The sequence below is a fragment of the Delftia lacustris genome (assembly GCF_040267515.1).
GTDB lineage: Bacteria > Pseudomonadota > Gammaproteobacteria > Burkholderiales > Burkholderiaceae_C > Comamonas > Comamonas tsuruhatensis.
Map to the genome: position 1 here is coordinate 4,878,265 of NZ_CP141274.1, position 26,238 is coordinate 4,904,502.

Sequence of the window (26,238 nt, forward strand, 5' to 3'; positions counted from 1 at the left end):
ATGAGAACGCCCAGAACAGCGGTGCTCTCTCCGGCGGCCCCTCTTCGGCTGGCCCACGCTCTGGCCTGGCTGCTGCTGAGCCTGTTCCTTTCGGTCGCGTCCGCGCAGGAGTTGGTCGCCGTTCCCCCGCTGCAGGCGCGCGTCACCGATCTCACGGGAACGCTCGCCGCCGATCGTGTCGCCGCGCTGGATGCGCAGCTTCGGGCCTTCGAGCAACGCAAGGGCGTGCAGATCGCCGTGCTGATGGTCCGCTCGACGCGGCCCGAACCCGTCGAGCAGTACACCCTGCGGGTGGTAGAGCAATGGAAGCTCGGCCGTCGCAAGGTGGACGACGGCGCGTTGCTCCTGGTGGCCAAGGACGACCGCACCGTGCGCATCGAAGTCGGATACGGCATCGAGGGTGCGCTGAGCGACGTGGTATCGCGGCGCATCATCGACGAGGTGATCACGCCGCGCCTGCGCCAGGGCGATTTCGACGGCGGCATCGTCGCAGGCGCCGAACAGATCATGCGGGTGATCGATGGCGAGGCCCTGCCTGCGGCGGACCCACGGCGGCAGGGGCAGACCAACGACATCGGGCAGGCCTGGCCCTTCCTGTTCGTCGCGGCCCTGATGCTGGGCGGAGTGCTGCGCAACGCCCTCGGCCGCCTTCCAGGCTCCCTGGTCACGGCTGGCGTGCTGGGTGCCGCTGCGTGGCTGTTGGTGGGCACCTTCGCGGTGGCCGCGGTGGCTGGACTGGCGGGATTCCTCGTCACGCTGCTGGGCATCGGCATGGGTGGCCACGGCGGCCTGCACGGGCGCCACCGGGGAGGCGGCTGGCCGGGCGGAGGATTGGGCGGTGGTGGCGGTGGATTCCGCGGCGGCGGCGGCGGCTTCGGTGGCGGCGGCGCGTCAGGACGGTGGTGAGATGAACATGCAACGACTTCTTCGCCACCTTGCGACCACGGATCGCGCAGTCCGCCGCGCCTTCCCCCCGCGTGCCCTGGATGCGATCGAGCAGGCCATCCGCACGGGAGAGTTCCAGCATGGGGGCCAACTGCGCTTCGTGGTCGAGGGTGCGCTGGACGGATCGCCACTGTGGCGCAACCAATCGCCGGGCGAGCGGGCGCTGGACCTGTTCGCACGCCTGGGTGTGTGGGATACGGCGCACAACAGCGGCGTCCTGATCTACGTGCTGCTGGCCGACCGGGCCGTGGCCGATCGCGGCATCCATGCCTGTTGCGGTGCCGAAAGGTGGTCGGCTGTGTGCCAGCGCATGGAAGCCCAGTTTGCGCAGGGACGCTTCGAGGCCGGAGCCCTGGAAGGCATCGTGGCCGTCAGCCACCTGCTGGTGCAGCACTTTCCGCGGGGCGCGGACCACGGCAACGAGTTGCCGGATCGGCCGGTCCTTCTTTGAACGACAACATCCTTGGAGACCTACCATGCAACTTCAATTTCTGGGTGCCACCGGCACCGTGACCGGTTCCAAATACCTGCTGCGCCATGGCGACGCGACCATTCTGGTGGACTGCGGCCTGTTCCAGGGATTCAAGCAGCTGCGCCTGCGCAACTGGGAGCCGCTGCCGGTCGCGCCCAAGACCGTCGACGCGGTCGTGCTCACCCACGCCCACATCGACCACAGCGGCTACCTGCCACTGCTGGCGCGACAAGGCTTTCGCGGCCGGGTTTACTGCACGTCCGCGACGCACGAGCTGTGCAAGATCCTGCTCACCGACAGCGGCCATCTGCAGGAGGAAGAGGCGAAGTTCGCCAACCGGCACGGTTTCTCCAAACACCAGCCCGCGCTGCCGCTGTACACCCGTGAGGACGCCGAGCGCTGCCTGAAGCTGTTCGCGCCACGTCCGTTCTCTCAGGACTTCGAGGCGCTGCCCGGACTCACCGCGCGGTTGACGCCTTCCGGGCACATGCTCGGCTCGGCCTTCGTGCACCTCAACGACGGCCGGCGATCCGTGCTCTTCTCCGGCGACATCGGCCGGCCCAACGACCCGGTGCTGCGCCCGCCGGTGCAGGTCCCCGGCGCCGACTACCTGCTGGTGGAATCCACCTACGGCAACCGCAAGCATGAAGCGTCCGACGCACTGGCGCAGCTGGAGACTGTCATCAACAAGACGGCCGCCCGTGGAGGGGTCGTGGTCATCCCAGCGTTCGCTGTCGGCCGAGCGCAGAGCCTGATGTACGGCATCTACCAGCTCAAGAAGCAAGGGCGCATCCACCAGCACCTGCCCGTGTACCTGGACAGCCCGATGGCCATCGATGCCACACGGCTGTACCACGCCCATCGCGACGAGCACCGGCTCTCGCCCGAGGAATGCGAGGGCATGTGCCATGCCGCGAAGATCGTCAACAAGGTCGAGGAGTCCAAGGCGCTCAGCGCCGGTCGTGGACCGATGGTCATCATCTCCGCCAGTGGCATGGCCACGGGAGGACGCGTGGTGCACCACCTCAAGTCATTCGCGCCCGACCATCGCAACACCATCCTGTTCGCCGGCTACCAGGCGGGCGGCACCCGTGGCGCCGCGATCGTGCACGGCGCGTCCACCGTCCGCATCCATGGCCAGGACGTGCCGATCCGCGCCGAGGTGGCCTCGCTCGACAACCTTTCCGCCCACGCCGATGCCGACGAGATCCTCGCGTGGATGCGCGGCTTCACGCAAACACCGCGCCGAACCTTCGTGACCCACGGCGAGCCGGAGGCGGCCGATGCGCTGCGCGCGCGGATCGACCATGAACTGGGCTGGTCGGTTGCCGTGCCCGAGTACCTGCAGACGGTGGATCTGGTATGACGGCGCACCTGCACGAGACCGGCACCGGCACCGGCACCGGAGAGGATGGCGTGAACACGCTGCAGGCGTGGCGCACCGGCATCGACACCCATCAGGAGCCGGTGGTCTACATGCGGCGCGACTGCCCTGTCTGCCGGTCGGAGGGTTTCACGACCCAGGCGCGCGTGCAGCTGACGGCCGGCCGCCGCAGCATCGTGGCGACGCTCAGCGTCGTCGATGGGGATTGGCTGGCCGAGAACGTCGCTGGCCTGTCCGAATCGGCATGGGCGTCGCTGGGGGCGCAGCCGGGCCAGCTGGTCACGGTGACCCATGCACCGCCGCTGGATTCGCTCAGCCATGTCCGGGCCAAGGTCTACGGCAATGCCCTGGGCGATGCCGAGTTCAGCGCCATCATCTCCGACGTCGCGGCGGGCCATTACTCTGACCTGCATCTGGCCACCTTCATCACCGCCTGCGCCGGCGATCGCCTGGACCTCGCGGAGACCGTCTCGCTCACGAAAGCCATGATTGGCGTCGGTGACCGCATCGATTGGGGGCGCCCGCTGGTGGTGGACAAGCATTGCGTCGGCGGCCTGCCCGGCAACCGCACGACCCTGCTCGTGGTGCCCATCGTGGCCGCCTGCGGCCTCACGACGCCCAAGACCTCCTCGCGCGCCATCACCTCGCCGGCCGGGACGGCCGACACAATGGAGGTGCTGGCGCCGGTGAACCTGGATGTGCGGAGCATGCGGCGCGTGGTCGAACGCACGGGCGGCTGCATCGTCTGGGGCGGCTCGGTACGGCTCAGCCCCGCCGACGACATCCTCATCCGCGTCGAGCGGCCGCTGGACCTGGACAGCGAGGGCCAGCTCGTCGCCTCGGTCCTGTCCAAGAAGGCCGCTGCGGGCTCGACCCATGTGCTGATCGACCTGCCCGTGGGTGCCACCGCCAAAGTGCGCAGCGCGCAGGCCGCGGCGGCGCTCGGTCGGCGCCTGCAGGAGGTGGGCAGCGCCATCGGCCTGCACGTGGCCTTGCGCGTCACCGATGGTGAGCAGCCGGTCGGCCGCGGGATCGGCCCGGCACTGGAGGCCCGCGACGTGCTGGCCGTCCTACAAGGGACGCCCGAGGCCCCGGCCGACCTGCGGGAGCGAGCGTTGCGGCTGGCGGCGGACATCCTCGAAATGGGCGGTGCAGCGCCCGCCGGCGGCGGCCTGACGCTCGCCACGCAGGTGCTGGCCGACGGCCGCGCCTGGGCCACGTTCCAGGCGATCTGCGCTGAGCAGGGCGGCCTGCGCAGCATCCCGGTGGCAACGCATCGGCACACCGTCGCATCGCCGTCCACGGGACGGGTCTCCCGAATCGACAACCGGCTGCTCGCGCGGGCGGCCAAGCTCGCCGGAGCACCGACCGCCGCTGCCGCCGGCATCGACGTGCATGCGCGCCTGGGCGACCAGGTCGAAGCGGGACAGCCGCTCTTCACGCTGCACGCCCAGGCGCCGGGCGAGCTGGCCTATGCGCTGCAGTTCGTCCGCTCGCGCCCACCGATCTTCCAGATTTCGGAGAACCTATGAAACCTCTCGTTTTTCACCTGCCGGGCGACGAAGACTTCGCCGATGGACTGATCCGGGCGTTGTGCGCGCAGCGGGCTGCCCTGCAACTGCACCGGTTCCCGGACGGCGAGTCGCTGGTGCGGCTGGACGCCGACGTCACCGGCCGCACCGTCGTGATCGTGGCCAGCCTGGCACAGCCGGACGCCAAGGCGCTGCCCTTGTTGTTCGCCGCGGACGCAGCGCGCGACCTCGGCGCCACCCGCGTGTTGCTGGCTGCCCCGTACCTGGCGTACCTGCGTCAGGACCGGCGCTTCAACACGGGCGAAGCCATCACGTCCCGCACGTTCGCTGCGCTGGTGTCGACGGTGTTCGACGGTGTCGTCACCGTCGATCCCCATCTGCACCGCTACCGCTCGCTCGGCGAGGTCTACCGGGTGCCGACCCGTGTGGTCCAGTCCGCGCCCGCCATCGCGGCCTGGGTCGCAGCCCATGTGGACCGTCCCGTGTTGATCGGACCCGATGCGGAAAGCGAGCAATGGGTCCAGGAAGTCGCGCGCTTGGCTGGCGCGCCGTTCACGGTGTTGCAGAAGATCCGCCGGGGCGACAAGGACGTGGAGGTCAGCCTTCCCGACACCGCGGCCCTGGCAGACCGCCAGCCCGTGCTCATCGATGACATCGTGTCCAGCGCGCGCACGATGATCCAGGCAATCGCCAGTGTGCGCAGCGTGGGATTGCCGCCACCGGTGTGCATCGGGGTGCACGCCCTGTTCGCCGCCGACGCGTACCACGCACTTCTTGCGGCAGGGCCCCAGCGGGTGGTGACCTGCGACACCGTGCCGCATGTCTCCAACGGCATCAGCGTGGTGGCACCGCTGGCGACAGCGGTGCAGGAACTGATGGAAGCCGGCGCGCCATGAGCCGCTGCGCCGCGCTCGCCATGACGCTCACGATCGAGGGGAGATGACTGCCCATGTGCTTTTCCGCACCCGCCAGTTTCACGGCCGCAGCGGTTCTGCTGGGCCTGGGGACCGTCACCATGCGCCGGGCCCGCTCACGGCGCGAACTGCCGTATGCCGCCATCCCGCTGCTGTTCGGGGTCCAGCAACTGCTCGAAGGCATGCTGTGGCTGACGTTCCCCGACCGCGCGCCCTTGCTGAACGTGGCGCTGACGCATCTCTACTCGTTCTTCTCGCACGTCCTGTGGCCGATCTACGTCCCGCTGGCTGCGCTGGCGCTGGAGAGCGTCCGTTGGCGCCGTCGGGTTCTGGTGGCCATTGCAGTCGCGGGCGCGCTCGTCGGTCTGTACCTGCTGGCGATGCTGGTGAAGCTGCCCATCACGGCCCGCGTGGTCGGCCAGCACATCCTCTACGACTCGCCGCACTTCTACGTGATGACCACGATGGCCCTGTATCTGATCGGCACCTGCGCAAGCCTGATGGTTTCTAGCCACCGGCGCGTGGCGGCTTTTGGGGTGGCCGCCTTTGTCTCCGCAATCGCCGCCTACATGTTCTATGCAACCTGGTTCATCTCGGTGTGGTGCTTCTTTGCCGCTGTGCTCAGCTTCATCGTGCTGTGGCAGTTCCGTGAGCCCCGAGCGAGGCTGGCCGTACCATGACGAATCCTCCGGCCAGATTCAAGCCCGCACTGGCCTACGCGGACTGCGGCCCCACGCAGGGCCCGATGCGCCGCGCGGCGTTCTTCACGGTTCAGTTGCTCGACGGATTCGAGACCATGCGCGATGCGGTCGCCGGCCGGCTGCCGACGGTATTCGCGCAAGCGGGACTCGCGCAAGGCACCAAGATCGGGCACTTCATCGCCGCGTTCTGCATCCTGTCCCTGCACCGGGTAATCGAGGAGGGCTCATGACCGCACAAAACCGTCTGTCCGTTCTGTTCTCCGACATCGCACCGGCGGACCAGGCCGCGCTGCAGCAACGGCTTCCGACCCACTGGCACGCGCATTTCGTCCAGAACGAACGCCTGGTGGTATCCGATGTCGGCGATGAAGACACCGAGGTGCTGTGCGTCTTCGTGCGCACGCGCGTTGACGAATCGGTGCTCCGGTTGCGGCCGCGCGTGCGGCTCGTGGCAACGCGCTCCGCGGGCTTCGATCACATCGACCTGCAGGCTTGCCGCCGACGCGGCATTGCCGTGTGCCACGTGCCGGACTATGGGTCCGCCAGCGTCGCCGAACATGCCTTCGCGCTGCTGCTGGGCGTGGCTCGCCATCTGACACAAGCCCACGAGCGGGCGCGCCAAGGTTCGTTCGCTTACCGCGGCCTCACCGGCTTCGAGCTGGAAGGCAAGACGCTGGGCATCGTCGGGCTGGGCCGGATCGGGCGCCACGTGGCCCGTATCGCCCTGGGCTTCGGCATGGAAGTTCTCGCGTACGACCCGGCCCTCGCCCCATCGCTCGACATCACGGCAGCGCCCATCGCCGGCGTCCGCGTGGTGACGTGGGAGCAGATCCTGCAAAGCAGCGATGTTCTGAGCCTTCATGTTCCGGCCACGCAGGCCACGCACCACCTTCTCGATGGGCAGGCCTTCGCGCGCATGAAACCGGGCATGGTACTGATCAACACGGCACGGGGTGCGCTCATCGACGAGGCCGCCCTGCTGCACGCACTGGAGGCAGGTACCGTCGCCGCAGCAGGACTGGACGTGCTGGAACAGGAAGGGGATCTGTCTCCCGAAGTGCCCACGGGCTGCGGCGGACTGGGTTGCGATACCGGCTGGTCGGCATCCAGCCCACTGCTGACGCATCCGCGTGTGCTCGTGACACCGCATGTCGGGTTCAATACGTCGGAGGCGATCGCGCGCATCCTCGACGAGACCATCTCGAACATCGCAGCCTGGCATGCGGGCCGCCTGCGCAACAGGTTGGATGAGCCATGACGCGACCGAACCGCCCCGTTTCCACCGTGCGTCTTGCGGGCCGCCCAACGCAACGCTCGGCGCTGCGCCGGGCCACGCAGATCGCTATGGCCCTGAGCGGGTTCCTGCTCTGGGTGGCCTGGCACCGGGGCCTGATGCGCTGTGATACCCACCGGGCGGCCGACCGCTTCGCCGAAGTGCTGCAGCGATTGGGCACGACCTTCGTGAAGCTGGGCCAGCATCTCAGCCTGCGGGCCGACATTCTGGCGCCCGATGCGCAAGAGGCTCTGGCCAGCCTGCAGGCCAATGTGGCGCCGTTTCCTCCCGAGCAGGCGGTCCAGGAGGTCGAGGCGGCGCTCGGCCGCCCATGGCAGCAGCTCTTCGCACGCTTCGACATGCACGCGCTCGCCGCGGCCTCGATCGCCCAGATTCATCGTGCAGCCCTGCCGGACGGGACGGAAGTGGTGGTGAAGATCCGCCGCCCTGGCGCGGCCGAGCAGGCCGAGACCGACATGCGCATCCTGCGCCGCATCGTCCTGGTCATGCAGGGGCTCGTGCCCTCGCTGCGTCGCTGGGGGCTGGCAGCCATCGTGGACGAGGTTGCGGCCAACTTCCGCTACGAGATGGATTTGTCGCGCGAGGCAGCTTCCGTGCGACGTTTCGCCGACGCCTGGCGCGGCTCTGCCGACATCGTGATCCCCGACGTGGTGGACGGCCTGTGCACGCCGACCGTCATGGTCCAGCAGTTCAGCCACGGAGCTCACCTGCACGGTCTGCCTTCGTCCACCGCGGTGGCGGCCGCGGGCAAACTCGTGGACAGCTACGTCGCCCAGATCTTCCGCGATGGCTTCTTCCACGGCGACCCCCATCCCGGCAACGTCTTCGTGATGGACGATGGCCGCATATGCCTGCACGACTTCGGCATCGTGGGCCGGGTCGACGGCAACATGCGGCGGGCGCTGGTGGCGTTCGCCCTGGCCTTCGTCGAGCAGGATGCCGAATGGGTGGTCGATGCCTGGCTCGACCTGGGCCTGCTCGGCGACGGCACCGATCGGGCCGTGTTCGTGCCTGTCGTGCGTGCCCTGGTCGCAGACTGCGCACAGAGGCCGCTGAAGGACTGGTCGCTCTCAGGTGCTCTCGCGCAGCTCGTGGCGGCGGGCCGGACCCAGGAAGTCCGGCTGCCCAGGGACCTCCTCGTGCTCACGCGTACCCTGTTGTTGCTCGAAGGGACGGTGCGCCTGCTGGCACCCGAGTTTTCCATCATCGAAGCCATCTCTCGCCACACGACCACGGGCGTCTTCGACGAGCCCAAGTCTGCGGCATCGCAGCGTCTGCCCTATGAACTGGGGAACGCGGCCCACGCCCTGCCCTCCCTGCTGGCGCGGCGTCTGCACAGCGTCTTGCGGCAGGGTGACCTGCTGCAACTGTCGATCAAGCCGGATGCCAGGATGCTGAGCGGGATCGACCGCCTCGGCCGTCGCGTCTCGCTGGCGCTCGTGACGCTCGGCCTGTACATCGCATCGAGCTTGTTGATGCAGCACGGCGTGGGCCCGCGCTGGGGCGACATGCCGGTACTCGCGCTGCTGGGCTATGCGCTGGCGATCCGGTTCACGTTTTCCATCGCGCGCAGCCGCGGCTGAGGCGCCTCATCAAGCAAGGAGTCAGGCATGAACAAGGTCAGAGTGGCGGTGAACGGATACGGTGTGATCGGCAAGCGGGTGGCGGATGCGGTCGCACTCCAGGAGGACATGGCGCTAGCCGGCGTCGCGGATGTGGTGCACGACTATCGCCTGCAGGTGGCCGCGCAGCGCGCTTTCCCGATTTACGCGGCGACCGCTGAAGCCGCACAATCGATGCGTGCTGCGGGGCTTCCTGTCGCGGGCGATCTGGCCGACCTGCTCGCCAACGCGGACGTCGTGGTCGATTGCACACCCAAGAAAGTCGCCGCGGTCAACAAGAGGGCGTACGACGCTGCCGGTGTGAAGTCCATCTTCCATGGCGGCGAGTCCCACGCGTTGACCGGTCATTCGTTCGTCGCGCAGGAGAACTACGCAACCGCGATCGGCCGCACCTCCACCCGGGTGGTGTCCTGCAACACGACGTCGATCGTGCGCACCCTCGGGGCGCTTCGGACAGCGGGCCTGCTCAAGCGAGCCCGCGGGACGCTGATCCGCCGGGCTTCCGACCCGTGGGAGGCGCATGCGGAGGGCATCATCAACACGCTCGTGCCGGAGAAGACGATCCCCAGCCATCAGGGACCGGACGCGCGCACTGTGATCCCGGACCTGGACGTCGTCACGATCGCGGTCAAGGCGCCGCACAACAGCAGCCACCTGCACACCTGGTGGGTCGAACTGACGAGGCCGGCCACGCGCGACGAGGTGCTGGCGGCCTTTCGCGCTGCGCCACGGATCGCGTTCGTGCGATCCTCGGATGGTCTCGTGGCCCTCAACAGCACGGTGGAACTGATGGCCGATCTCGGCCGCCCGCGCGGCGACCTGTGGGAGGTCGCGTTGTGGGAGGACGTGCTTTCGGTCGAAGGCGATCAGGCGTACTACACCTACCAGGTCTTCAACCAGGCGATCGTGATTCCCGAAACCATCGATGCCATTCGCGCCTTGAGCGGCATCGAGACCGATCCCCAGGTGTCGATGGCGCGCACCGATGCTTCGCTGGGACTGCAGCGTGATTTCATCCGCGACCGCGTCCAGGTTCGACGATGAGTGAATTCGATGATCCCGCGCTGGTCGGGCTCGGGCTGGCACTCGCTTCGGGACTTCTGATCGGCCTGGAACGGGGATGGCAGCAACGCGAGCGGCCCGAGGGACATCGCGTCGCGGGCGTTCGCACCTTTGCGCTGATCGGCCTGCTCGGCGGCCTTGGCGGGCTGCTGGCCCAGCGCTGGGGAGCCGGCATGCTCATCGCGCTGCTCGTACTCGTCGGGGTGTATCTGGTGGTGGGCTACCTGGTGACGGCGCATATGCATGCCGTGATGGGACTGACCACGTCCGTCGCCGCCCTTGCGACTTTCGCCATCGGGGCGCTGGCGACCAGTGGCGCTTGGCGCGTTTCGGCGGTCGCCGCCGTGGTCGTGCTGGCGCTGCTGCGTTTCAAGCAGCTCTTGCACGCCGGCGTCGGCAAGCTGTCCGAGGCGGAGATCAGCAGCGGCACGCAGTTGCTGTTGATCAGCGTGGTCGTACTGCCCGTACTCCCTGATCGTGGCTTTGGCCCCTATGAGGCGTTGAATCCCTATCGCCTTTGGTGGGCCGTTGTCCTGCTGGCAGTGCTGTCGTTCGCTGGGTTCGTCCTGATGCGCTCGCTCGGCAGGAAACGAGGGCTGGTATTCACAGCGCTGCTCGGCGGGATCGTGTCGAGCACCGCCACCACGGCCACGTTGGCGCGCTGGGCCGGGCAGACGCCAGGCTGGCGTCCACTGGCAGCGGCGGGGGCGGCGCTCGCCTGCGCAGCCATGTTTGCGCGCATGGCGGCTCTCGTCGCCATCGCAGCCCCCGGCATCGGCTGGGACCCGGTGGTCATCTTCGTGGCCATGGCCGTGGCTGGCGGTGTTCTGGGGACGTTCCTGGCAGCGCGGTCGCCCGCCGACGACTTGCCCGAACTTCAGCTTGGCAACCCATTGCAGCTGCGCTCCGCGCTCCAGTTCGCAGCCTTCCTGGCCGCGGTGATGCTGGCAGGCCGCTTTCTTGCCGATCGCTTCGGGGATGCCGGCGTCATGCTGACCGCCGCTGCCTCGGGTCTGGTGGACGTCGATGCGATCACGCTCTCGATTGGCCGCCTGGTGACCGAGGGCGCCGTCACCGCCGCTTCGGCCACCCTGGCCTTGTTCATCGCCGCATCCGTCAATCAGGTCACCAAACTTGTCCTGTTGATGTCGCTGGCCGGTAGGGCGCTCGCATGGAGAGTGCTGCCGTCGTACGCGGCCATGGCTGCTGCTGGCTTTGCCGTCGCCCTGGGCTTGACCTGAAACAGCGATCAGCTATCGAAGGCCACCGATCGCGCCAGACTCTCCTGCGCTTCAAGAGCAGACAGCCTGCCCTTGAGCGCCGCCTGGATGACGCCGAAGGCGTCACCGCCCAGCGCCACCCGAAGCGGTGGCTTCTCGCTCGTGGCCGTGTCGAAGATCCGGTGCGCGATCTTCTGCGGATCGAGCGTGTACAACTCGTCACCCGCGTTCTCGAACATCGCGCGAATCTGTCCAGCAGGCGTGTCCTGATAGGCGGGGTTCGCCAGCGCGTACTGCAAATTGCGGCTGAAGCTCGTGCGTGCGCCGCCCGGTTCAATGAGTGTGACGAAGACCCCAAACCCCTCCAGTTCCTGGCGAAGGCATTCGCTGAAGCCTTCCAGACCCCATTTCGCGGCGTGGTAAAGACTGCTGGTCGGCAGGGAGCCTTGGCCACTGGCGCTGGAGATTTGGATGATCCGACCGGCTCGCCGTGTGCGCATGGCGAGAATGAAAGCCCGCGTGACGTGCACCGGCGCCAGCAGGTTGAGGCTGATCTGCCCTTCGATGTCCGCGTCGGAAAACTCTTCGGTGGCGCCGATGATGCCGCCGCCGGCGTTGTTGACCAGGACATCGACCGGGCGGCGGGCCTCGGCGCGCTGGACCACGGGTGCGATGTCCCCCTTCACGGTCACGTCGAGCCGTTCGACAACGAGCTGGTCACCGTAGCGTGCTGCCAGGTCGTCGAGCGTCTCGGGACGCCTGACGGTGGCCGTGAGGTCATCCCCCGAAGCCAGGATGATTTCGGCAAGATGGCGACCGATGCCGCTGGATGCGCCGGTGAGGAACCAATGTCTGGACATAAATGCACTCCTGTGGTTTACTTACCAACTAGTTTGTAAGTTAATGGCGCCCGTGTCAAGCGATGATGGGCGCTCGGATGAAATGTTGTTGAGGAGTAACGGCCCATGGCCAAGAGACGTCCCGCCGAGACCCAGCAAATGCTGCTGGACGCTGCGCTGGGGGAATTTGCCGAGAACGGGCTGGCGGGGGCACGAATTGACCGGATCGCGGCGGCTGCAGGCATCAGCAAGCCGATGCTTTATGTCCATTTCGGGGACAAGGAGGCTCTCTTCGACGCCGTGCTCAGCCGGGAAATCCTCGCCGCGGCGCAGGACGAGCGCTTCGATGCGGACGATCTTCCCGGCTATGCAGGGCGCACCTACGATTTGCTCACCGAGCGGCCGCACCTATGGCGGCTCATGACCTGGTTCCACCTGGAGCGAGGCCAAGAAGTGCTCCTGCTTCCCGCCGGTCACAGCGTACTGGAAGCCAAACATGCGGCCATCACCGCTGCCCAGGCGGAAGGACGCATCACCGCGGATTTCACGCCTGATGAGATCGTGCGACTGGTAGCGACGGTCGTGCAAACGTGGTGCATGGCACCGGCGGCGAGGGATTCGCAGGAGCACGAGGCGCGCAGACGGGCGATTCAGTTGGCGATTGCGCGGATGCTTTCGCCTGGCGAATCCCCTCTCCAGCGCAGGAAAATGGTTGACGCCTCGCGCTGAACGCCCGGACAAGGAAGTGCTACTTGGCACGGGAGGACGACATTCAGGCGCGACGTGGCCATCGGTCCCACAGCCATTCGTCAGACATCCGAACCCAGTGCGACCTGGCAACGCACATGAAGAAGCAGAGTGCGTTGGCGCAATCAGCGTCCGGTCGTGGGTCGTGCTGGAAGGGGGTTAAGCCGAGACCGTGATGACGCGCGGGTCGCCACGCCCCTGCACGGCCGCCCACTCCTCGGCGCTCAGCAAGCTCTGCGGATCGACACCGAGCCCTTGAGCGGCCTCCGCCGCGACGTGCGCCCACGTGCAACGGTTCGCGAACAGCATGCCGGCCACATCGAGTGTCCCGCCGCGCGCCTGGTAGCCCAAGGCACGGGTCTGCCGCGCCCCTGTATCGATCCGACGCATCAGGCCCAGCGTCGGCTCGGGTCGCATGTGCGAGACGATGACGCGCACGGCGGCAGTCTCCGGGAACAGGGCGCGCAAGGCCTGGTCGCCGGCCACAAAGTCCTGCTCGCGTTCGTCGCGGGGTGCTCTGAAGCGGCCCGGCTCGATGACGCAGGTCACTGCGGTCCGATGTCCAGCGGCTTCGAGGCGCCGCGCCGCAAGCAGGGCCTGCTGTAGCTGGTATGCGCCGATGGCAACCAGCAACACGTCGGGGGCGTCGCAGGGCTTCACCACCCAACCACCCTGATCGACCAAGCGTTCGGCCTGCTCGGCACTCAACTGGCTGGCGACGGCCCGCTTGGGAACGACCAGCGTCCAGAACTGGCCATGCGAGGCGTAGGCCGCGCGCAGCGCCGCAACGGCACTGTTGGCATCGACCGGGAACAACACGCGCGAGGTGTCGGACATTTCGCCCAACAGCGCTTCGGCCAGCGTCGGATCCTGGTGCGACTGCTCGTTCTTGCCGTTCTCCCAGGTGTGGGACGTCGCAACCGTGACCACCGACAGCCATCCGGGTGGTGTGCCTGCCTGCGCCTGATGTCGCGCGAACAGGATTTCCTGGCGCAGCGCGCCCAGCATCTTGACGGCAAATGCCTCGTAAGAGACGACCAAGTTGATGCCGCCCTTGTTGCCCAGCGCCGCGCTGACCACCGCTTCTTCGTTGAGCGCCGTGATCACGGCGCCATCGACGGCCTCCGCCAGGCCCGGTTCGGGCGTGAAGACGCGGTGTTTGAGCAGGTCCAATGTCTGGCCCATGCGGTTGCTGCGCAGCTCGTCCGGATTGCCCACCCGCGGACGCAGCTGTGGGTTGGCTTGGACGAGGGCCGCGAAGGCTCCGTCGAGTGCCGCCATTGGCGAGACCTCGCCCTGGCCCGCAACATGCCACTGCGGAACCGGAAGTCTGGGGGCCGCCACCTGGCGGTGCGCCAGGGCATGGTCCCGCTCCAGGGGACGATGCTGCACTTCGTGCCGGCACAGTAGTGCCACCGCTTCGTCGAGTTCGTGCGACGGCACGAAGAGAGCGCGAGCACCCTCGTTGAATTGCTGAAGCGCTATCTGGTCGACCCGGGGGTTCCCCTCCAGCGGCAGGTTGTGCGCGGCATTGGTTCCAGCACCGGGGAAGCCGAATCCTTTGGGCGCTTCGGCGATGGTGTAGTGGAGGGGTACCGGGTACTGAACGGTGCCCTGCGAAACTCCAGCCGCGCAGGCCGACAACCGCTCCTCCATCGCGTGAACGGCCCAGGCGAACGCGGCGGGGTCGGTGCCGTCGATCTCCATCGGGTCGAAGCCGTTCAGCCGCAGATGCTGGTGGAACCATTCTCGGCCCCCCTGCTGCTGCATGGTGCTGCGCTGTTCGATGCGGCGACCGTTGAGGATCATGAACGGAGCCACGAAGCCGCTGTCTTCTGCCCGCCACCAGCGCGGCGCCCAGTCACTGCCACGCTGCTCCTCGAAAGCGCCGTCGCTGAGGAACACCACCAGCCGCTCGCCGGGCAAGGGCATGTGCACGTACTGCAGTTCGGCAAAGCCGAGATAGCCGCCCTCGGACAGACCGCCTGCCGTATTCGGGCCGACGTGGCTGCCCAGCGGCGAGGCGGGACGCCCCTGTGCGTCGATCGCGTAGCTATAGAAATCCCGGGCAAAGCGCGTGAGGCCGCTTTCGCTGCGGTCGTATCTCTCGGCGTGGCGCGGCGTCATGTTGCCCACCAGAAGGTTGCAGGCATCGATGCCCGCGACGCAATGGCCCTGGCCCATCAACCAGCCACGCGTCAACCCACTGAGCGCGTTCGCGGCCAGGTAGCCGACATAGGCCGGCACGATGTTCAGCGACCCACCGGTATGCCCCTCCGGCGTCTCCTTGAAATCCTCGGCTCTCATCCCCCGGCCATCGGGATAGACCCGGTCGGCATAGGTCATGTGAACCGTCAACCACATGCCTGCCACGGCCAGGCGGTCCGCCGCCCAAAGCGTGCGATACACCGCGGTTGTGTCGCTCGCCTTGCCTTCGGCAACCAGCACCTGTGCGAGATCGTGGACTCGCAGTTGCGTGAGATCGTTGTGGGTGATGGGGCCGTGGCCGCGCGCCCAGCGGGCGAACTCGGGATCAGACTCGCGGAACACGCGGACGCGCTCGGCGACCCAGGGAAGCTCGTGGTTCATGTGGAAAGTCCTTGAGAGCCGGTACGCAGGTAAGCGCGACGGCGAGATTGGGAAGGCTGGCGTCTGCGATCGTCTTTCGCGCGCCAGCGGCACGGCCATCTAGCGTTCATGGCTGGTGTTCTCCATAAAGATCAGAGCGGGTCAAGGGCACGGGCCAGCTTCCGCCGTCGCGTTTGGACGCGACGATCTGGTAGATCCCAGTTCCCCCGGCCTCGAATTCCAGTGCACACGCCGCCATGTACAAGCGCCAGATGCGGAAGGTCACCTCATCGACCTCCCGCAAGGCCTCCTCCCGGCGCGCTTCGAGCCGCTGGACCCAATGACGCAAGGTCAGCGCGTAGTGGGGTCGAAGACCTTCGACGTCATGGATCTCGAAGCCGGAGCGCTCCATCCCTAGCTGGATATTGCTGACGCAGTCCAATTCGCCGTCGGGGAAGACGTAGCGGTTGATGAACTCGGTCGCGACGGTTCGGTTCCAGCCCTCCTCGTCATGGGTGATCCCATGGTTGAGGAAGAGTCCTCCTGGCCGCAAAACCCGCTGGACCACGGCGTAGTAGGCCGCTAGGTTCGCGAGTCCCACGTGCTCGAACATGCCAATGCTTGACACCTTGTCGAAAACGGCCGTGCCTTCGAGGTCACGGTAGTCGCGCAGTTCAACAGTGACGAGATCCTGCAGGCCCTCCGAGCGGATGCGCTCGCGCGCGTATTCAAGTTGCTGTTGGCTGAGCGTGATGCCGTGCGCACGGACGCCATGTTCTCTTGCCGCCCAGCATACGAGCGCGCCCCAGCCGCAGCCGATGTCGAGCAGGCGTTCGCCTCGCTGCAGACGCAGCTTGCGGCAGATGTGCTCCAGCTTGTTGCACTGAGCCTGGTCCAGCGTGTCATCCGTCGCCTTGAAATAGCCACATGAGTAGACCCTCTCGGCATCGAGCCAGAGTCCATAGAACGCGTTGGACACATCGTAGTGAAAGGAGATCGCGGCCTGATCGGTTTGACGCGAATGGCGATGGGAGAAGCGACGTGCGACGCGCGAGGCCAGACTCCGCGAGGGCTTCAACCCGTCCTGGTCGGACACGCGCAGCAGCAGTGCGTCGCGCAACAGGGCCAGTTTGTCGCGCCAAGAGAGCGAAAACCTCTCGAAATGCGCCTTGAGCCCGAGCGCGGTGTACAGGTCTCCCTCAATGTCGATGGTGCCGCGGAAATAGGCTTCCGCCAGCAGCAGCGGATCCGGGCGCAGGACCAAGCGACGCAGCAGACCCGGGTCACGGATGATCAGGGTGTATTCCGGGTGCGATTCGAGCTCGTGCAAGAGCATATCGCCCAGACGCAACGCCGGCGGGCGCTCGATGCCGGCCAGCAGCCGGCGCAAGATCCGTAGCGCGGCGGCATATCCGTCGGGCGATACGGTTCGATCCCGTGTCGTGAGGTGGCTCATTGGGGGCGCCTCGCTCGCTCGTGTGCAGCGGATGCTGCGAAGTGGATAGACGACTCATACTTGGCGCTGGCGTGATCGGCACGACCACAACCGCTGCACCGCATGTACGTAGAGCGTCGTGATGCCGGGGAATGTCGACGATGATCAGAGCGATTCATGCGCGTACACGACGGGACTTCGCGCGCACCGAATTGCGCTGAACGTCCGCATCCGCTCCTTCGATCAAACCGCAGACGGAATGGCCATCCGGGACGCCGTCCGGCAGCCGCTTCCAGTCGCGCTCTGCCTGCTGCATGCGGCGATGCAAATCTGTCGCCTCCTTCAGCCGCCGGGCCTGCTCGTCAAGCCGTTCGCTCAGCAGCGCCCGCGCGCGCGGACAAGGCGATGCACCGCGCTGGCTCATCTCGACAAACTCTGCAGCGTCCTTGAGCGTGAAGCCGAGGGCCAATGCATTGCGTATGAAACGAACCCGGGCGACGCTTCGATCCGAGAATGCGCGGTAGCCGTTCGTGCCCCGGCCATCGGGCACCACAAGCCCCACCCGAAGGTAGTGACGCAACGTGTCCGGTGTGACGCCTGCCGCCTTGGCGCATTCAATGAGTTGCATCACCATCCTCCAGCAAGGTTGTCTTGAATCCCTTCACTTTCGAGCGAGTTTGAACCCAGGTGCTGCACATGGGTCAAGGGCCCGGTGTCTGAACCGCTCCGTTTCTTCCTTCAACGTGCGGTTGGATGGGCAACTGGACCATCATCGGCGCGAGCATCAACGGGCGTGGCTCCCGGCCCGGAGGAAGAATTATCGTGGTCTTGTCCCAGTTCATTGCCTATACCAAACCACTTGCCTGGTCATTCAGCGCTCGGAACGTCTCACGCGCGATCGCTAACTGCTCGCGTGCTTGAACCACCAGCACGGCGACGGCGGATCGGGATGACTGCAACTGGGCGACTTCAGTGTTGGGCGAGTAGGCGCGATTGCGCTCTTCGTCTAGTTCCAGGCCGATGAACTCCAGGCCATCAACGATGCGCCGACGCAACGCGGCCGAATTTTCTCCAGCTCCGCCAGTGAAGGCCACAGCATCGCAACCGCCCATCGCGGCGGCGTAGGCGCCGATGTATTTGCGCACGCGGTACGCGTGAACCTGCATTGCCAGTTGGGCGGCTGCGACTCCTTCTCCCGCGCGCTTCTCCACAATCCGCAGGTCCGAACTCTCACCCGACAATCCTTTGAGTCCACTGTCGCTGTAAAGCGCCGCCTCGATCTGCGCCAACGTCAAACCCAGTGCGCGTGCGACGAAGCCGGGTACGCCAGGGTCGAGGTCTCCACAGCGCGTGCCCATCACAAGACCTTCAAGCGCGGTCATTCCCATAGATGTATCGACCGACCTTCCGCGATCGATCGCGCAGACGCTGGCGCCGCTTCCAATGTGGCAGCTCACGATACGAAGTTCTGACGGCGGCCGTTTCAGCTCGGTGCTGACGGCGGCCAGTACACCCTGGTGGGACAGGCCATGGAAGCCGTATCTCCGTACCCCTGCCGCGCGCCACGATGGCGGAACAGCATAGGAATGGGCGTATTCGGGCATGTCGTCATGGAAAGCGGTGTCGAAGACCGCGACGTGGCGCACGCCGGGCCAACGCTCACGGGTCAGGCGTATGCCGGCCAATGCGGCAGGATTGTGATGCGGCGCCAGAGCCGAAGCCTTGCCGATCTCGCGTTCGACTTCTTCATCCACGAGCACCGCGTTGCTCAACAGTGGGCCACCGTGTGCGACGCGGTGACCAATGCCATCGAGCGTTGTGACACCCGCCCTGTGCAAGTGCCGCTCGATCTCCTCGAAGGTCGCAGCATCCACCGCAGGATGATCAATCGCCGAGTCGATCAATGGCAAGGTACGAGCCGACTCGAAAACTCCGAACTTCAGGGTCGCACTGCCGGCATTGATGGCGAGGACGCGCATGTCGGAGCTCCGTCAGCGCCGGTCAGTGCCGACGTCGCCGCCATTGGCAACGTTCATCAGATCGAATTGCCAAGTCTCGCTCGGCGCTAGCAGCACGCGAGGCCGCCGATCAGGCCCATGCTTCCGATGCTGTAGCGCCGTTGCTGGCGTGGTGATACGGGAGAATCCAACTTTGATCCGTGCCTGGACGACGCTGAAAAGCGAAATCGGCCGTGGCAGGCGCATCGCCTCCGACAAGGAGCGTGCTGCTTGCGACCCGTGAGCGTCTCTTTTTGCAGCCACAGTGGAGGGTCGTTCAGTTGGCATAGGCCTGCTCGAACACAAGCTCAGCCCACAGGTCCCGGCTCTTGCGCCATGATTCCATGGCCTGCCCAATCGCGTCTGCACCAGTTCGCTCAAGCTGATACCAAGGATTTTCGACCCGATGGGGATCCTGCGCACTCCACTGCTCAAGCCATCGTTGCACCCATGGCAGCAGCGCCAGGGCCGGGGTCACCTGCTCGGACCAGACCTTGCGACTGACGCGCATGGGGTGCAGCGCGCGAAGTTCACGAGCCGAGTCGGGGGTGACGGCGAAGCGGACCCACGGCGACACCCACTGCGAATAGAAGCGCTCGGTGATCTCCGAGAGTGCTTCGACCTTGTCGAACCCCGCCGGGTTGGCGTCGTAAGGCAGGTCTTCCAGCCGCCGCGGCTGGAACTGCGCAGCGGCGGCCGACTCCGAAGAGGCGCTGTCCTCCAGAACCATCTCGTAGAGTCCAGGCTTGAGTGCCTGGATCGATTCGGCATGATGCAAGATGGCGCGGTGCTCGCGTCGCGCCACCCCCGCGGAGACGAAGATGCCAAGGTGGCCAACATGTTGGTGCAGCAGGTACACCACGCGCTGGCCCGCCGCCACCAGGTCTGCGGTCGTCGGATATACCGCTTTGAGCCAGCCGAGCGCCTGGTGGGGCGGTGTGATGTTGTCGCCGTTGGAGCAAAAGACCACCAGCGGTGCGCCAATGCGGCTGAGATCCGCGCGGCAGTGGCCATCGACCACGACCTCGCCGCTCTCCAGGTGATTACCTACGAAAAGATCGCCTGCGATCGACAACATTTCCTCGCGGGCAAGCTGGTAGAAGCCATTCCACCAACGCTCGAACTCCAGGAAGCGATCGCGCTCAGTCTCCGGCTGCGCGAAGAGCGTGTCGTATTTCTTGAACACGCCCTCGGGCCGCAACGCCTCGAAGTTCTGGACCAGCCAGGCACCGTCGAATCGCCCGGCGCCGAGGTCCGACGCCCAGTGCGCCGGCCAGATGCCGCCCGTGAGCCCACCGAGCAGCCGCATGGGGTTGATGCCTCTCTCGCCTGCCCAGTACGACAGCGGCGAGCCATTGAGCACTGCCAAGGCGGCACGGTGCTCGCAGTGCGACAGCGCCAGCGTGATCGCCCAACCGCCTTGGCAGTTGCCGTAGACGATCGGGGCCTTGCCTCGGTGGCGCTTGGCCACCATGTCGATGAATGTGGCCAGGGTCTGGACGACTGCGCCCATGGTCTGGCCCTCGACGGGCTCCGGATCGAACACTACGAAGTACACGGGATGGCCTTCGAGCAGTGCCATGCCAACTTCAGAATCGCGTTTGAAGCCGCCAATGCCAGGGCCGTGGCCGGCGCGTGGATCGACCACCAGCACCGGCGCGGCGCCTTTGCGCACATGCTTCTCCAAGGCGTCGGTGCCACAGCGAGTGACACGCAGGAGCCGGTAGTTGCTCGCCGGTTGCAAGTCGTGGCCGTCAGCCACCTGCTCTGACTCGAAGTGGAGCAGCGGCGGCATACCCGCCGCTTCGTGTTCGGTCATGTTGTTGGCGCGCTGTCTCAGCGCTTCGCCGGACGCGACGGTCCGCCACAGCATGTCGCCCCAGTAGGCAGCAAAGAGCCCAAGCGGTGCGGCGGCGATACCCTGGGAGTTCGTGCGTGCGTCCATGGCGTCGATCAGCGGCAGCAGCAGCCGCCATGCCCCTTTGAACGGGCAGCGGCCGGCGCATGGGAGGCACCGGCACCCGCCGCAATGCCCGGCGAGGAATCAGCGGATGCCTCGTAGCCCGCGGCAGCTAAGGCCGCGATCAGCTCAGGCGTCTTCTGGGCCGTCTGGTCGCCGGTGACACTCGCTGCGCCGCGAGCGAGATCGACATGCACGTCTTGCACACCAGCTACGCGCTTGAGCGCCTTGCTGACCGAGTTCGCGCAGGAGGCGCAGGTCATGCCGGCAACCTTGAGTTCGATGGTTTCCATGATGATGCTCCGGTGGTTTCAGTGGTGGTGCCCGGACTGGTCGACGGATTTCGGGCGGCTCCGGTCGTCTGATTGGCGCGCAGGCGAACCCCCTTCATCGCCCCGAGGCGGCTGATCTTGATGGTCATGACCGCCATGTGCGCCGTGACTGCCATGGCCGAAGATGTGCATCAACGGACAGGCGAGGATGAAGAGGAAGGGAAGCAGTTGCAGAAGATGGGCGTTGTGGCGGTAGAACATCCAGGCAACGGCGGCGGCGAGGCCGAGCCACAGCAGCCACTGGTTGATGCGAGACCAGTTCGGGCCGTTTCCTGTGCTCTTACTTCGATCGGGCGGAATATTCATGGCGATGCTCCTTCGTGAAGTTGACCCTTGTCGATTGGCGAGATTCCCGCATTCGAGTGCCGTGCAGGGCGCTGATCAGGCCCATCCATAAAACAGGTATGCCAGAAGAATGGGGCTGAACACCGGAGATTTCCATGGCCCCGCTAAAAAGTCCTCGATAGTTTCTGAGCATGATCGACCCGTGCCAAATGTGGCTTGTTAAGCTCAGCATAGAGCTGAGGTGAAGGCAGTACCTTGATCTTGATCAAAAAGACTCTCTGTACCCAGCTACGGGGTACATACCCCGCGCAGCGAACCAGCAGACCAGCTCACCTCAGGGGCTCAGCGCACACCGCCAAGTGAGCGCGCGACAGATGTGCCGAGCAGGCAGACGTTCGGCACCGATCGGAGGCTATCTACGAACGGTGTCCGGAACTGTGACCGGATCGCGGCCGAGCAAAGGCCCTCGCGTGCGGTGTGGACGTAGCGATGGGATACACAAGCGCATGATGTCGGCGCCTGCCGCTAGGACTGGGCACGTGGCAGTCACGGAGAAAAAATGTCCCGCTCGCGTAGCAACGTGGCCGGCCGGGTAGATCCCAGAATCAGGCAAAGAGATACGCCAGTTGGCTGGACGGACCGCAGCGCCCTCGGACTACTGCCGCAGATGGGGCAATACCAAGTCAAACCTGGTGACAAGCTCACTGGAGGTCACGGCAACGGAGCCACCATGTGCCTCCGCAATCGATTTCACGATGGCAAGGCCAAGACCGGCGCCCGCCGTATTTCGTTGCCGTGCCGGATCAACTCGGTAGAAGCGGTTGAAGAGCTTTGGTAGATCGCGCTCAGGAATTCTCTCACCGGGATTGACCACACTGATCGTTGTCCACTGCTCATCCTGCGAAAGCAAGACCGTGATGCTCTTGCCGCGAGGCGTGTGTCGAATTGCATTCGAGAGAAGATTGTTCAGCGCCCGGGTGAGCATTTCCCGATCCGCCGCTATGCTGCCGATCGCCCCTTTAACACCAAGCGTAATGCCGCTATCTTCTGCCAGCGCCTCGAAATAGTCGAACAGACTCCGCACCAATTCGGACAGATCAATGGTAGACAGACGCAAGTTGCGGGGATCATTTTCCGTTTGGGCAAGAAACAGCATGTCACCAATCATGCGTCCCATCCGATCAAACTCTTCCAAATTTGAATAGAGGATTTCTCTGTATTCCTCGTTGCTGCGCGGCTGGCCAAGCGCCACGTGAGTCTGCGTGACCAGGTTGGTGACGGGCGTGCGCAACTCGTGCGCGATGTCTGCGGAAAAGTGTGATAGCCGGGTGAAGCCTTCCTCGATTCTCGCCAACATATCGTTGAAGGCGAATACCAGTTCCGCCAGTTCGATCGGCACATCCCGAGGATCCAGCCTCACATCCAGCTTTGAAGAGCGAATCGCCCGAATCTCTTCATTGACCTTGCGAATCGGCAGGTGGCCCCACTGCACCGCCAGCCAAGCCACACCGAGCGCCAGACACATGACCAAGCCGGTTGCCCACCAGAGCATGCGCTTGAACTCCGCCAGGAAGTCGAGATGAAAGCCGATGTCCATGGCAGCGACGATGCGGTAGCCGGGCGCCGCTGAATCGTCAGCAGGCAGTTGCAGCACCACACCTCGATATGACCTCTGATCCTCCTGCCACACGATCAAATCGTCAGCGGTGATGCGGTTGACCAACTTTTTGCTACTGGCAAGTTTAGACAGGTCAGGACCGGGCGTGGCATAGATGCTATTGCCAGCCCCATCGTAGACGCCGTACGTCATCCCATGATGTCCTGCGACTGCGTTGGCCAAGTGTTGCTTCAGTTCGTCGCTTGCGATGTCACTTGCAAGCTGGTGCAAGGGCTGAGCCAAAGCGGTTGTCACTGCCTCCAGTTCGTGGGCATCCTGTTGAGCAAAGTGGTGCTCCAACGACCGGAGAATGACCCAATTGAACACAAGAAACACCAAGGTCGTGGCGATACCAACGAGGGCCGTGACCCTCAATGCAAGCGACGCTGGACGGCTTTGCCGCGGCTTATGGCGCAGGGGCATCATCGGGCGCATCGAGCGTGTATCCCATTCCACGCACGGTGTGGATGAGCTTCGGATTGAACGCATCGTCTATCTTCGCGCGTAGACGGCGGATGGCTACATCGATGACGTTGCTGTCGCTGTCGAAATTCATGTCCCATACCTGCGACGCGATCAGAGAACGTGGAAGGACCTCCCCCTGGCGACGGGCCAGGAGCTCAAGCAACGCGAACTCCTTGCTGGTGAGATTGATGCGTTGGCCAGCGCGCGTTGCGCGCCGGCGCGCCAAGTCCAGCACCAAATCGGCAACCTGGATGCGATCAGGCTGGCTCGGAGCGCTTCCGCGTCGCAGCAGCGTCCGCACCCGCGCCAGCAACTCAGAGAACGCGAATGGCTTGACGAGGTAGTCGTCCGCTCCCAGTTCCAATCCCTTGACACGGTCGTCTACACCGCCACGCGCCGTCAGAAAGAGCACAGGGACCTGTTTACCGGCATCTCGAAGGGCACGCACGATGCGCCAACCATCGACATCCGGCAGCATGACATCCAAGACCACCAGATCGTATGTCTCGCCCATGGCCAGGTGGTGTCCGTCCAATCCGTTGCGCGCCAGATCCACGACGAATCCCGCCTCCATGAGACCTTGGCGGACGTAATCCGCCGTCTTGTTCTCGTCTTCAACGACCAGCAGTTTCATCGCATGTCCCATGAAATCGCTACGGCGCGGAAAAATAGCCGCTCACGATGTACGCATTCATCCACTTTCAATCAGCAATTTACTGGTTGCCAGCTTCCACGAACATGACACGAACATTACATGAATGTAATTCAGGGGTCATTCGATGGAAAGTGCCCAACCCATAGCATGACCTGCATTGCGTCGAACTGTGCCGCTCAGGATGGGGTGGCGTTTAGAACGACTTCCGAGTCATCTATGGAGGATTTCAGGCCATGCCGCCTCGTTCACCCTTTTTTATCGTGCCCACACAGGGCCTTTCTCGTCGGCGTTTCGTCCAAGGGTTAGCCGCCGGCGGCGTTCTCGCTGGGCTGTCCACGCCGGCGTTCAAGGCATTTGCCCAGCAAGGCTCCGCGACGCGCGGTGCCGCCCCTGTGCTGAAGGGCACCGAGTTCGACTTGGTGATCGCCGAATCGCCCGTGAACTTCACGGGCAAGCCAGGCGTGGCTACGACCATCAACGGCTCGCTGCCGGCACCGACATTGCGTTGGCGCGAGGGTGACACCGTCACAATCCGTGTAACCAACAAGCTGCGTGAAGCCACATCCATTCACTGGCACGGGATCATCCTGCCGTATCAGATGGATGGCGTGCCGGGCATCAGCTTCAATGGCATCGCTCCCGGCGAGACCTTCACGTACCGCTTCAAGGTTCAGCAGAGCGGCTCCTACTGGTACCACTCGCACTCCGGCTTCCAGGAACTCACGGGCATGTACGGGGCGATCATCATCGACCCCGCTGGCGCCGAGACCATCCACGCCGACCGTGACCACGTGCTGCTGTTCTCGGATTGGACCGACGAAGACCCGATGCGGGTGTTCACCAAGCTCAAGTCCCAAAGCGACTATTACAACTACAACCAACCTACCGTCTTCGACTTCTTCCGGGACGCCTCGCGCGAAGGCACGGCCGCTGCGATCGACAAGCGCAAGATGTGGAACGAGATGCGGATGAATCCGACGGATCTCGCAGATCTGTCTGCCGCCACGCTGACCTATCTGGCCAACGGCGTCACCCCCGCCGGCAATTGGACGGCGCTGTTCCGACCGGGTGAGCGCGTGCGGCTGCGCATGGTCAACGGTGCGGGCAACACCTTCTACGACGTACGCATTCCAGGACTGAAACTCACGGTGGTGCACGTCGATGGTGTTGACGTGGAGCCGGTGACCGTCGATGAGTTCCGATTCGGTCCTGGCGAAACCGTCGACGTGATCGTCCAGCCACGGGATGACGCTTACACGATCTTCGCCCAGGCGATGGACCGGACAGGCTACGCGCGTGCCACGCTGGCCGTGCGTGAAGGTCTTCAAGCTCCCGTGCCTGCCCTCGATCCGGTCGAATGGCTGACCATGAACGACATGATGGGCGGCATGATGGGGGGCATGGACCATGGCGGGTCCGGCCAGGCCATGGAGATGACCGGGATGACGGGCATGACGGGCATGACGGGCATGACCGGGATGACCGGGATGGGCTCGGGTTCGATGTCCGGGATGGATCATGGGGCGATGGCAGGCATGAATCACGGCGCCATGAACCACGGTGGCATGGCGATGGATCACAGCCAACACGCCGCGGCGGCGGGGGGACTGGCCGTGCCCAGCACTACTGCTCGCCACGCTCGCACCGAGTATGGTGCCAGCACGGACATGCGCGTTGACATGGCGCGCACCAACCTCGATGACCCCGGCATCGGACTGCGCAACAACGGTCGGCGCGTGTTGACCCTCGCGGATCTGCATACCCCGTCGGGGCCGCTGGACAAGAGAGGCCCCGGCCGGGAGGTCGAACTGCACCTCACGGGCAACATGGAACGCTACGCATGGTCCCTGGACGGGCTGGAGTTCGGAAAGTCCACGCCGGTGCACTTCAAACACGGCGAGCGGCTGCGGGTCATTCTGCACAACGACACCATGATGACCCATCCCATGCACCTGCACGGCATGTGGAGCGAGCTGGAAAGCCCCGACGGTCGCTTCCTTGCGCGCCGCCACACCCTGCCGGTGCAGCCGGCACAACGCATCAGCTTCCTGGTGACAGCCGACGCGCTCGGCCGCTGGGCGTGGCACTGCCACCTGATGTTCCACATGGATGCCGGCATGTTCCGCGAAGTCGTGGTGTCTTGAACCCAGCG

At 65.3% G+C, this 26,238-nt stretch carries 23 protein-coding genes; 13 read left to right on the forward strand and 10 right to left on the reverse strand.

The window, feature by feature from the left end:
- From U6958_RS23805 to U6958_RS23855, 11 genes are all read left to right on the forward strand, one after another.
- Positions 1 to 906 carry a YgcG family protein gene (locus tag U6958_RS23805; RefSeq protein ID WP_023098530.1) on the forward strand — a complete coding sequence of 302 codons (906 nt, stop codon included), beginning with the start codon at positions 1 to 3 and terminating at the stop codon, positions 904 to 906.
- A gap of 1 nt (position 907) precedes the next feature.
- Positions 908 to 1,396, forward strand: a complete 489-nt coding sequence (locus tag U6958_RS23810; protein WP_074923282.1) for a TPM domain-containing protein — start codon at positions 908 to 910, stop codon at positions 1,394 to 1,396.
- A gap of 25 nt (positions 1,397 to 1,421) precedes the next feature.
- A complete protein-coding gene (locus U6958_RS23815; protein WP_003090261.1) occupies positions 1,422 to 2,783 on the forward strand; it encodes an MBL fold metallo-hydrolase in 1,362 nt (453 codons plus the stop codon).
- Entirely contained in the window at positions 2,780 to 4,333 is a 1,554-nt protein-coding gene (locus tag U6958_RS23820; protein ID WP_023098529.1) for a thymidine phosphorylase family protein, read from the forward strand. The genes U6958_RS23815 and U6958_RS23820 overlap by 4 nt, the downstream gene beginning before the upstream one ends.
- Positions 4,330 to 5,229: a ribose-phosphate pyrophosphokinase gene (locus U6958_RS23825; protein WP_023098528.1), complete on the forward strand. Its 900-nt coding sequence runs from the start codon at positions 4,330 to 4,332 to the stop codon at positions 5,227 to 5,229. Before U6958_RS23820 ends, U6958_RS23825 begins: the two co-directional genes overlap by 4 nt.
- A gap of 53 nt (positions 5,230 to 5,282) precedes the next feature.
- Entirely contained in the window at positions 5,283 to 5,927 is a 645-nt protein-coding gene (locus tag U6958_RS23830; protein WP_003121541.1) for a DUF6629 family protein, read from the forward strand.
- Complete coding sequence (locus U6958_RS23835; protein ID WP_023098527.1) at positions 5,924 to 6,178, forward strand: hypothetical protein; 255 nt, start codon at positions 5,924 to 5,926, stop codon at positions 6,176 to 6,178. The genes U6958_RS23830 and U6958_RS23835 overlap by 4 nt, the downstream gene beginning before the upstream one ends.
- Entirely contained in the window at positions 6,175 to 7,206 is a 1,032-nt protein-coding gene (locus U6958_RS23840; protein WP_023098526.1) for a hydroxyacid dehydrogenase, read from the forward strand. The genes U6958_RS23835 and U6958_RS23840 overlap by 4 nt, the downstream gene beginning before the upstream one ends.
- A gap of 86 nt (positions 7,207 to 7,292) precedes the next feature.
- Positions 7,293 to 8,825: an AarF/ABC1/UbiB kinase family protein gene (locus U6958_RS23845; RefSeq protein ID WP_170954379.1), complete on the forward strand. Its 1,533-nt coding sequence runs from the start codon at positions 7,293 to 7,295 to the stop codon at positions 8,823 to 8,825.
- A 27-nt stretch (positions 8,826 to 8,852) separates the two neighbouring features.
- The gene (locus tag U6958_RS23850; protein ID WP_023098524.1) at positions 8,853 to 9,908 is read left to right on the forward strand and encodes a type II glyceraldehyde-3-phosphate dehydrogenase; all 1,056 of its coding nucleotides are present in this window, start codon (positions 8,853 to 8,855) and stop codon (positions 9,906 to 9,908) included.
- Positions 9,905 to 11,167: an MgtC/SapB family protein gene (locus U6958_RS23855; RefSeq protein ID WP_023098523.1), complete on the forward strand. Its 1,263-nt coding sequence runs from the start codon at positions 9,905 to 9,907 to the stop codon at positions 11,165 to 11,167. Before U6958_RS23850 ends, U6958_RS23855 begins: the two co-directional genes overlap by 4 nt.
- Before the next feature lie 8 nt (positions 11,168 to 11,175).
- Here the strand turns inward: U6958_RS23855 and U6958_RS23860 are convergent, their stop codons facing one another.
- Positions 11,176 to 12,006, reverse strand: a complete 831-nt coding sequence (locus U6958_RS23860) for an SDR family oxidoreductase (RefSeq protein WP_023098522.1) — start codon at positions 12,004 to 12,006, stop codon at positions 11,176 to 11,178.
- A 105-nt stretch (positions 12,007 to 12,111) separates the two neighbouring features.
- Between U6958_RS23860 and U6958_RS23865 the strand changes: the two genes are divergently transcribed.
- Positions 12,112 to 12,714 (forward strand): TetR family transcriptional regulator, encoded by a 603-nt coding sequence (locus U6958_RS23865; protein WP_023098521.1) that lies wholly within the window; start codon positions 12,112 to 12,114, stop codon positions 12,712 to 12,714.
- Positions 12,715 to 12,891: 177 nt separating this feature from the next.
- Here the strand turns inward: U6958_RS23865 and U6958_RS23870 are convergent, their stop codons facing one another.
- From U6958_RS23870 to U6958_RS23910, 9 genes are all read right to left on the reverse strand, one after another.
- Positions 12,892 to 15,321: a hypothetical protein gene (locus U6958_RS23870; protein ID WP_023098520.1), complete on the reverse strand. Its 2,430-nt coding sequence runs from the start codon at positions 15,319 to 15,321 to the stop codon at positions 12,892 to 12,894.
- Between the two features lie 106 nt (positions 15,322 to 15,427).
- Positions 15,428 to 16,756: a cyclopropane-fatty-acyl-phospholipid synthase family protein gene (locus U6958_RS23875; RefSeq protein WP_023098519.1), complete on the reverse strand. Its 1,329-nt coding sequence runs from the start codon at positions 16,754 to 16,756 to the stop codon at positions 15,428 to 15,430.
- 154 nt (positions 16,757 to 16,910) lie between these two features.
- Positions 16,911 to 17,363 (reverse strand): MerR family transcriptional regulator, encoded by a 453-nt coding sequence (locus U6958_RS23880; protein WP_009516039.1) that lies wholly within the window; start codon positions 17,361 to 17,363, stop codon positions 16,911 to 16,913.
- 217 nt (positions 17,364 to 17,580) lie between these two features.
- Positions 17,581 to 18,714, reverse strand: a complete 1,134-nt coding sequence (locus U6958_RS23885; protein WP_003090282.1) for an acetate/propionate family kinase — start codon at positions 18,712 to 18,714, stop codon at positions 17,581 to 17,583.
- Positions 18,715 to 19,009: 295 nt separating this feature from the next.
- Positions 19,010 to 20,677 carry a DUF3141 domain-containing protein gene (locus tag U6958_RS23890; RefSeq protein WP_023098518.1) on the reverse strand — a complete coding sequence of 556 codons (1,668 nt, stop codon included), beginning with the start codon at positions 20,675 to 20,677 and terminating at the stop codon, positions 19,010 to 19,012.
- 8 nt (positions 20,678 to 20,685) lie between these two features.
- Positions 20,686 to 20,985 (reverse strand): heavy-metal-associated domain-containing protein, encoded by a 300-nt coding sequence (locus tag U6958_RS23895; RefSeq protein WP_003090284.1) that lies wholly within the window; start codon positions 20,983 to 20,985, stop codon positions 20,686 to 20,688.
- Positions 20,986 to 21,003: 18 nt separating this feature from the next.
- Positions 21,004 to 21,330 (reverse strand): DUF2933 domain-containing protein, encoded by a 327-nt coding sequence (locus U6958_RS23900; RefSeq protein ID WP_003090285.1) that lies wholly within the window; start codon positions 21,328 to 21,330, stop codon positions 21,004 to 21,006.
- Positions 21,331 to 21,964: 634 nt separating this feature from the next.
- Positions 21,965 to 23,401 (reverse strand): Cu(+)/Ag(+) sensor histidine kinase, encoded by a 1,437-nt coding sequence (locus U6958_RS23905; protein ID WP_003097498.1) that lies wholly within the window; start codon positions 23,399 to 23,401, stop codon positions 21,965 to 21,967.
- Positions 23,373 to 24,065, reverse strand: coding sequence for a heavy metal response regulator transcription factor (locus tag U6958_RS23910; RefSeq protein ID WP_003097513.1), 693 nt, complete (start codon positions 24,063 to 24,065; stop codon positions 23,373 to 23,375). The genes U6958_RS23905 and U6958_RS23910 overlap by 29 nt, the downstream gene beginning before the upstream one ends.
- 254 nt (positions 24,066 to 24,319) lie before the next feature.
- Between U6958_RS23910 and U6958_RS23915 the strand changes: the two genes are divergently transcribed.
- On the forward strand, positions 24,320 to 26,230 hold the full coding sequence (locus U6958_RS23915; RefSeq protein ID WP_005408884.1) for a copper resistance system multicopper oxidase: 1,911 nt from the start codon (positions 24,320 to 24,322) through the stop codon (positions 26,228 to 26,230).
- Positions 26,231 to 26,238 lie beyond the last annotated feature (8 nt).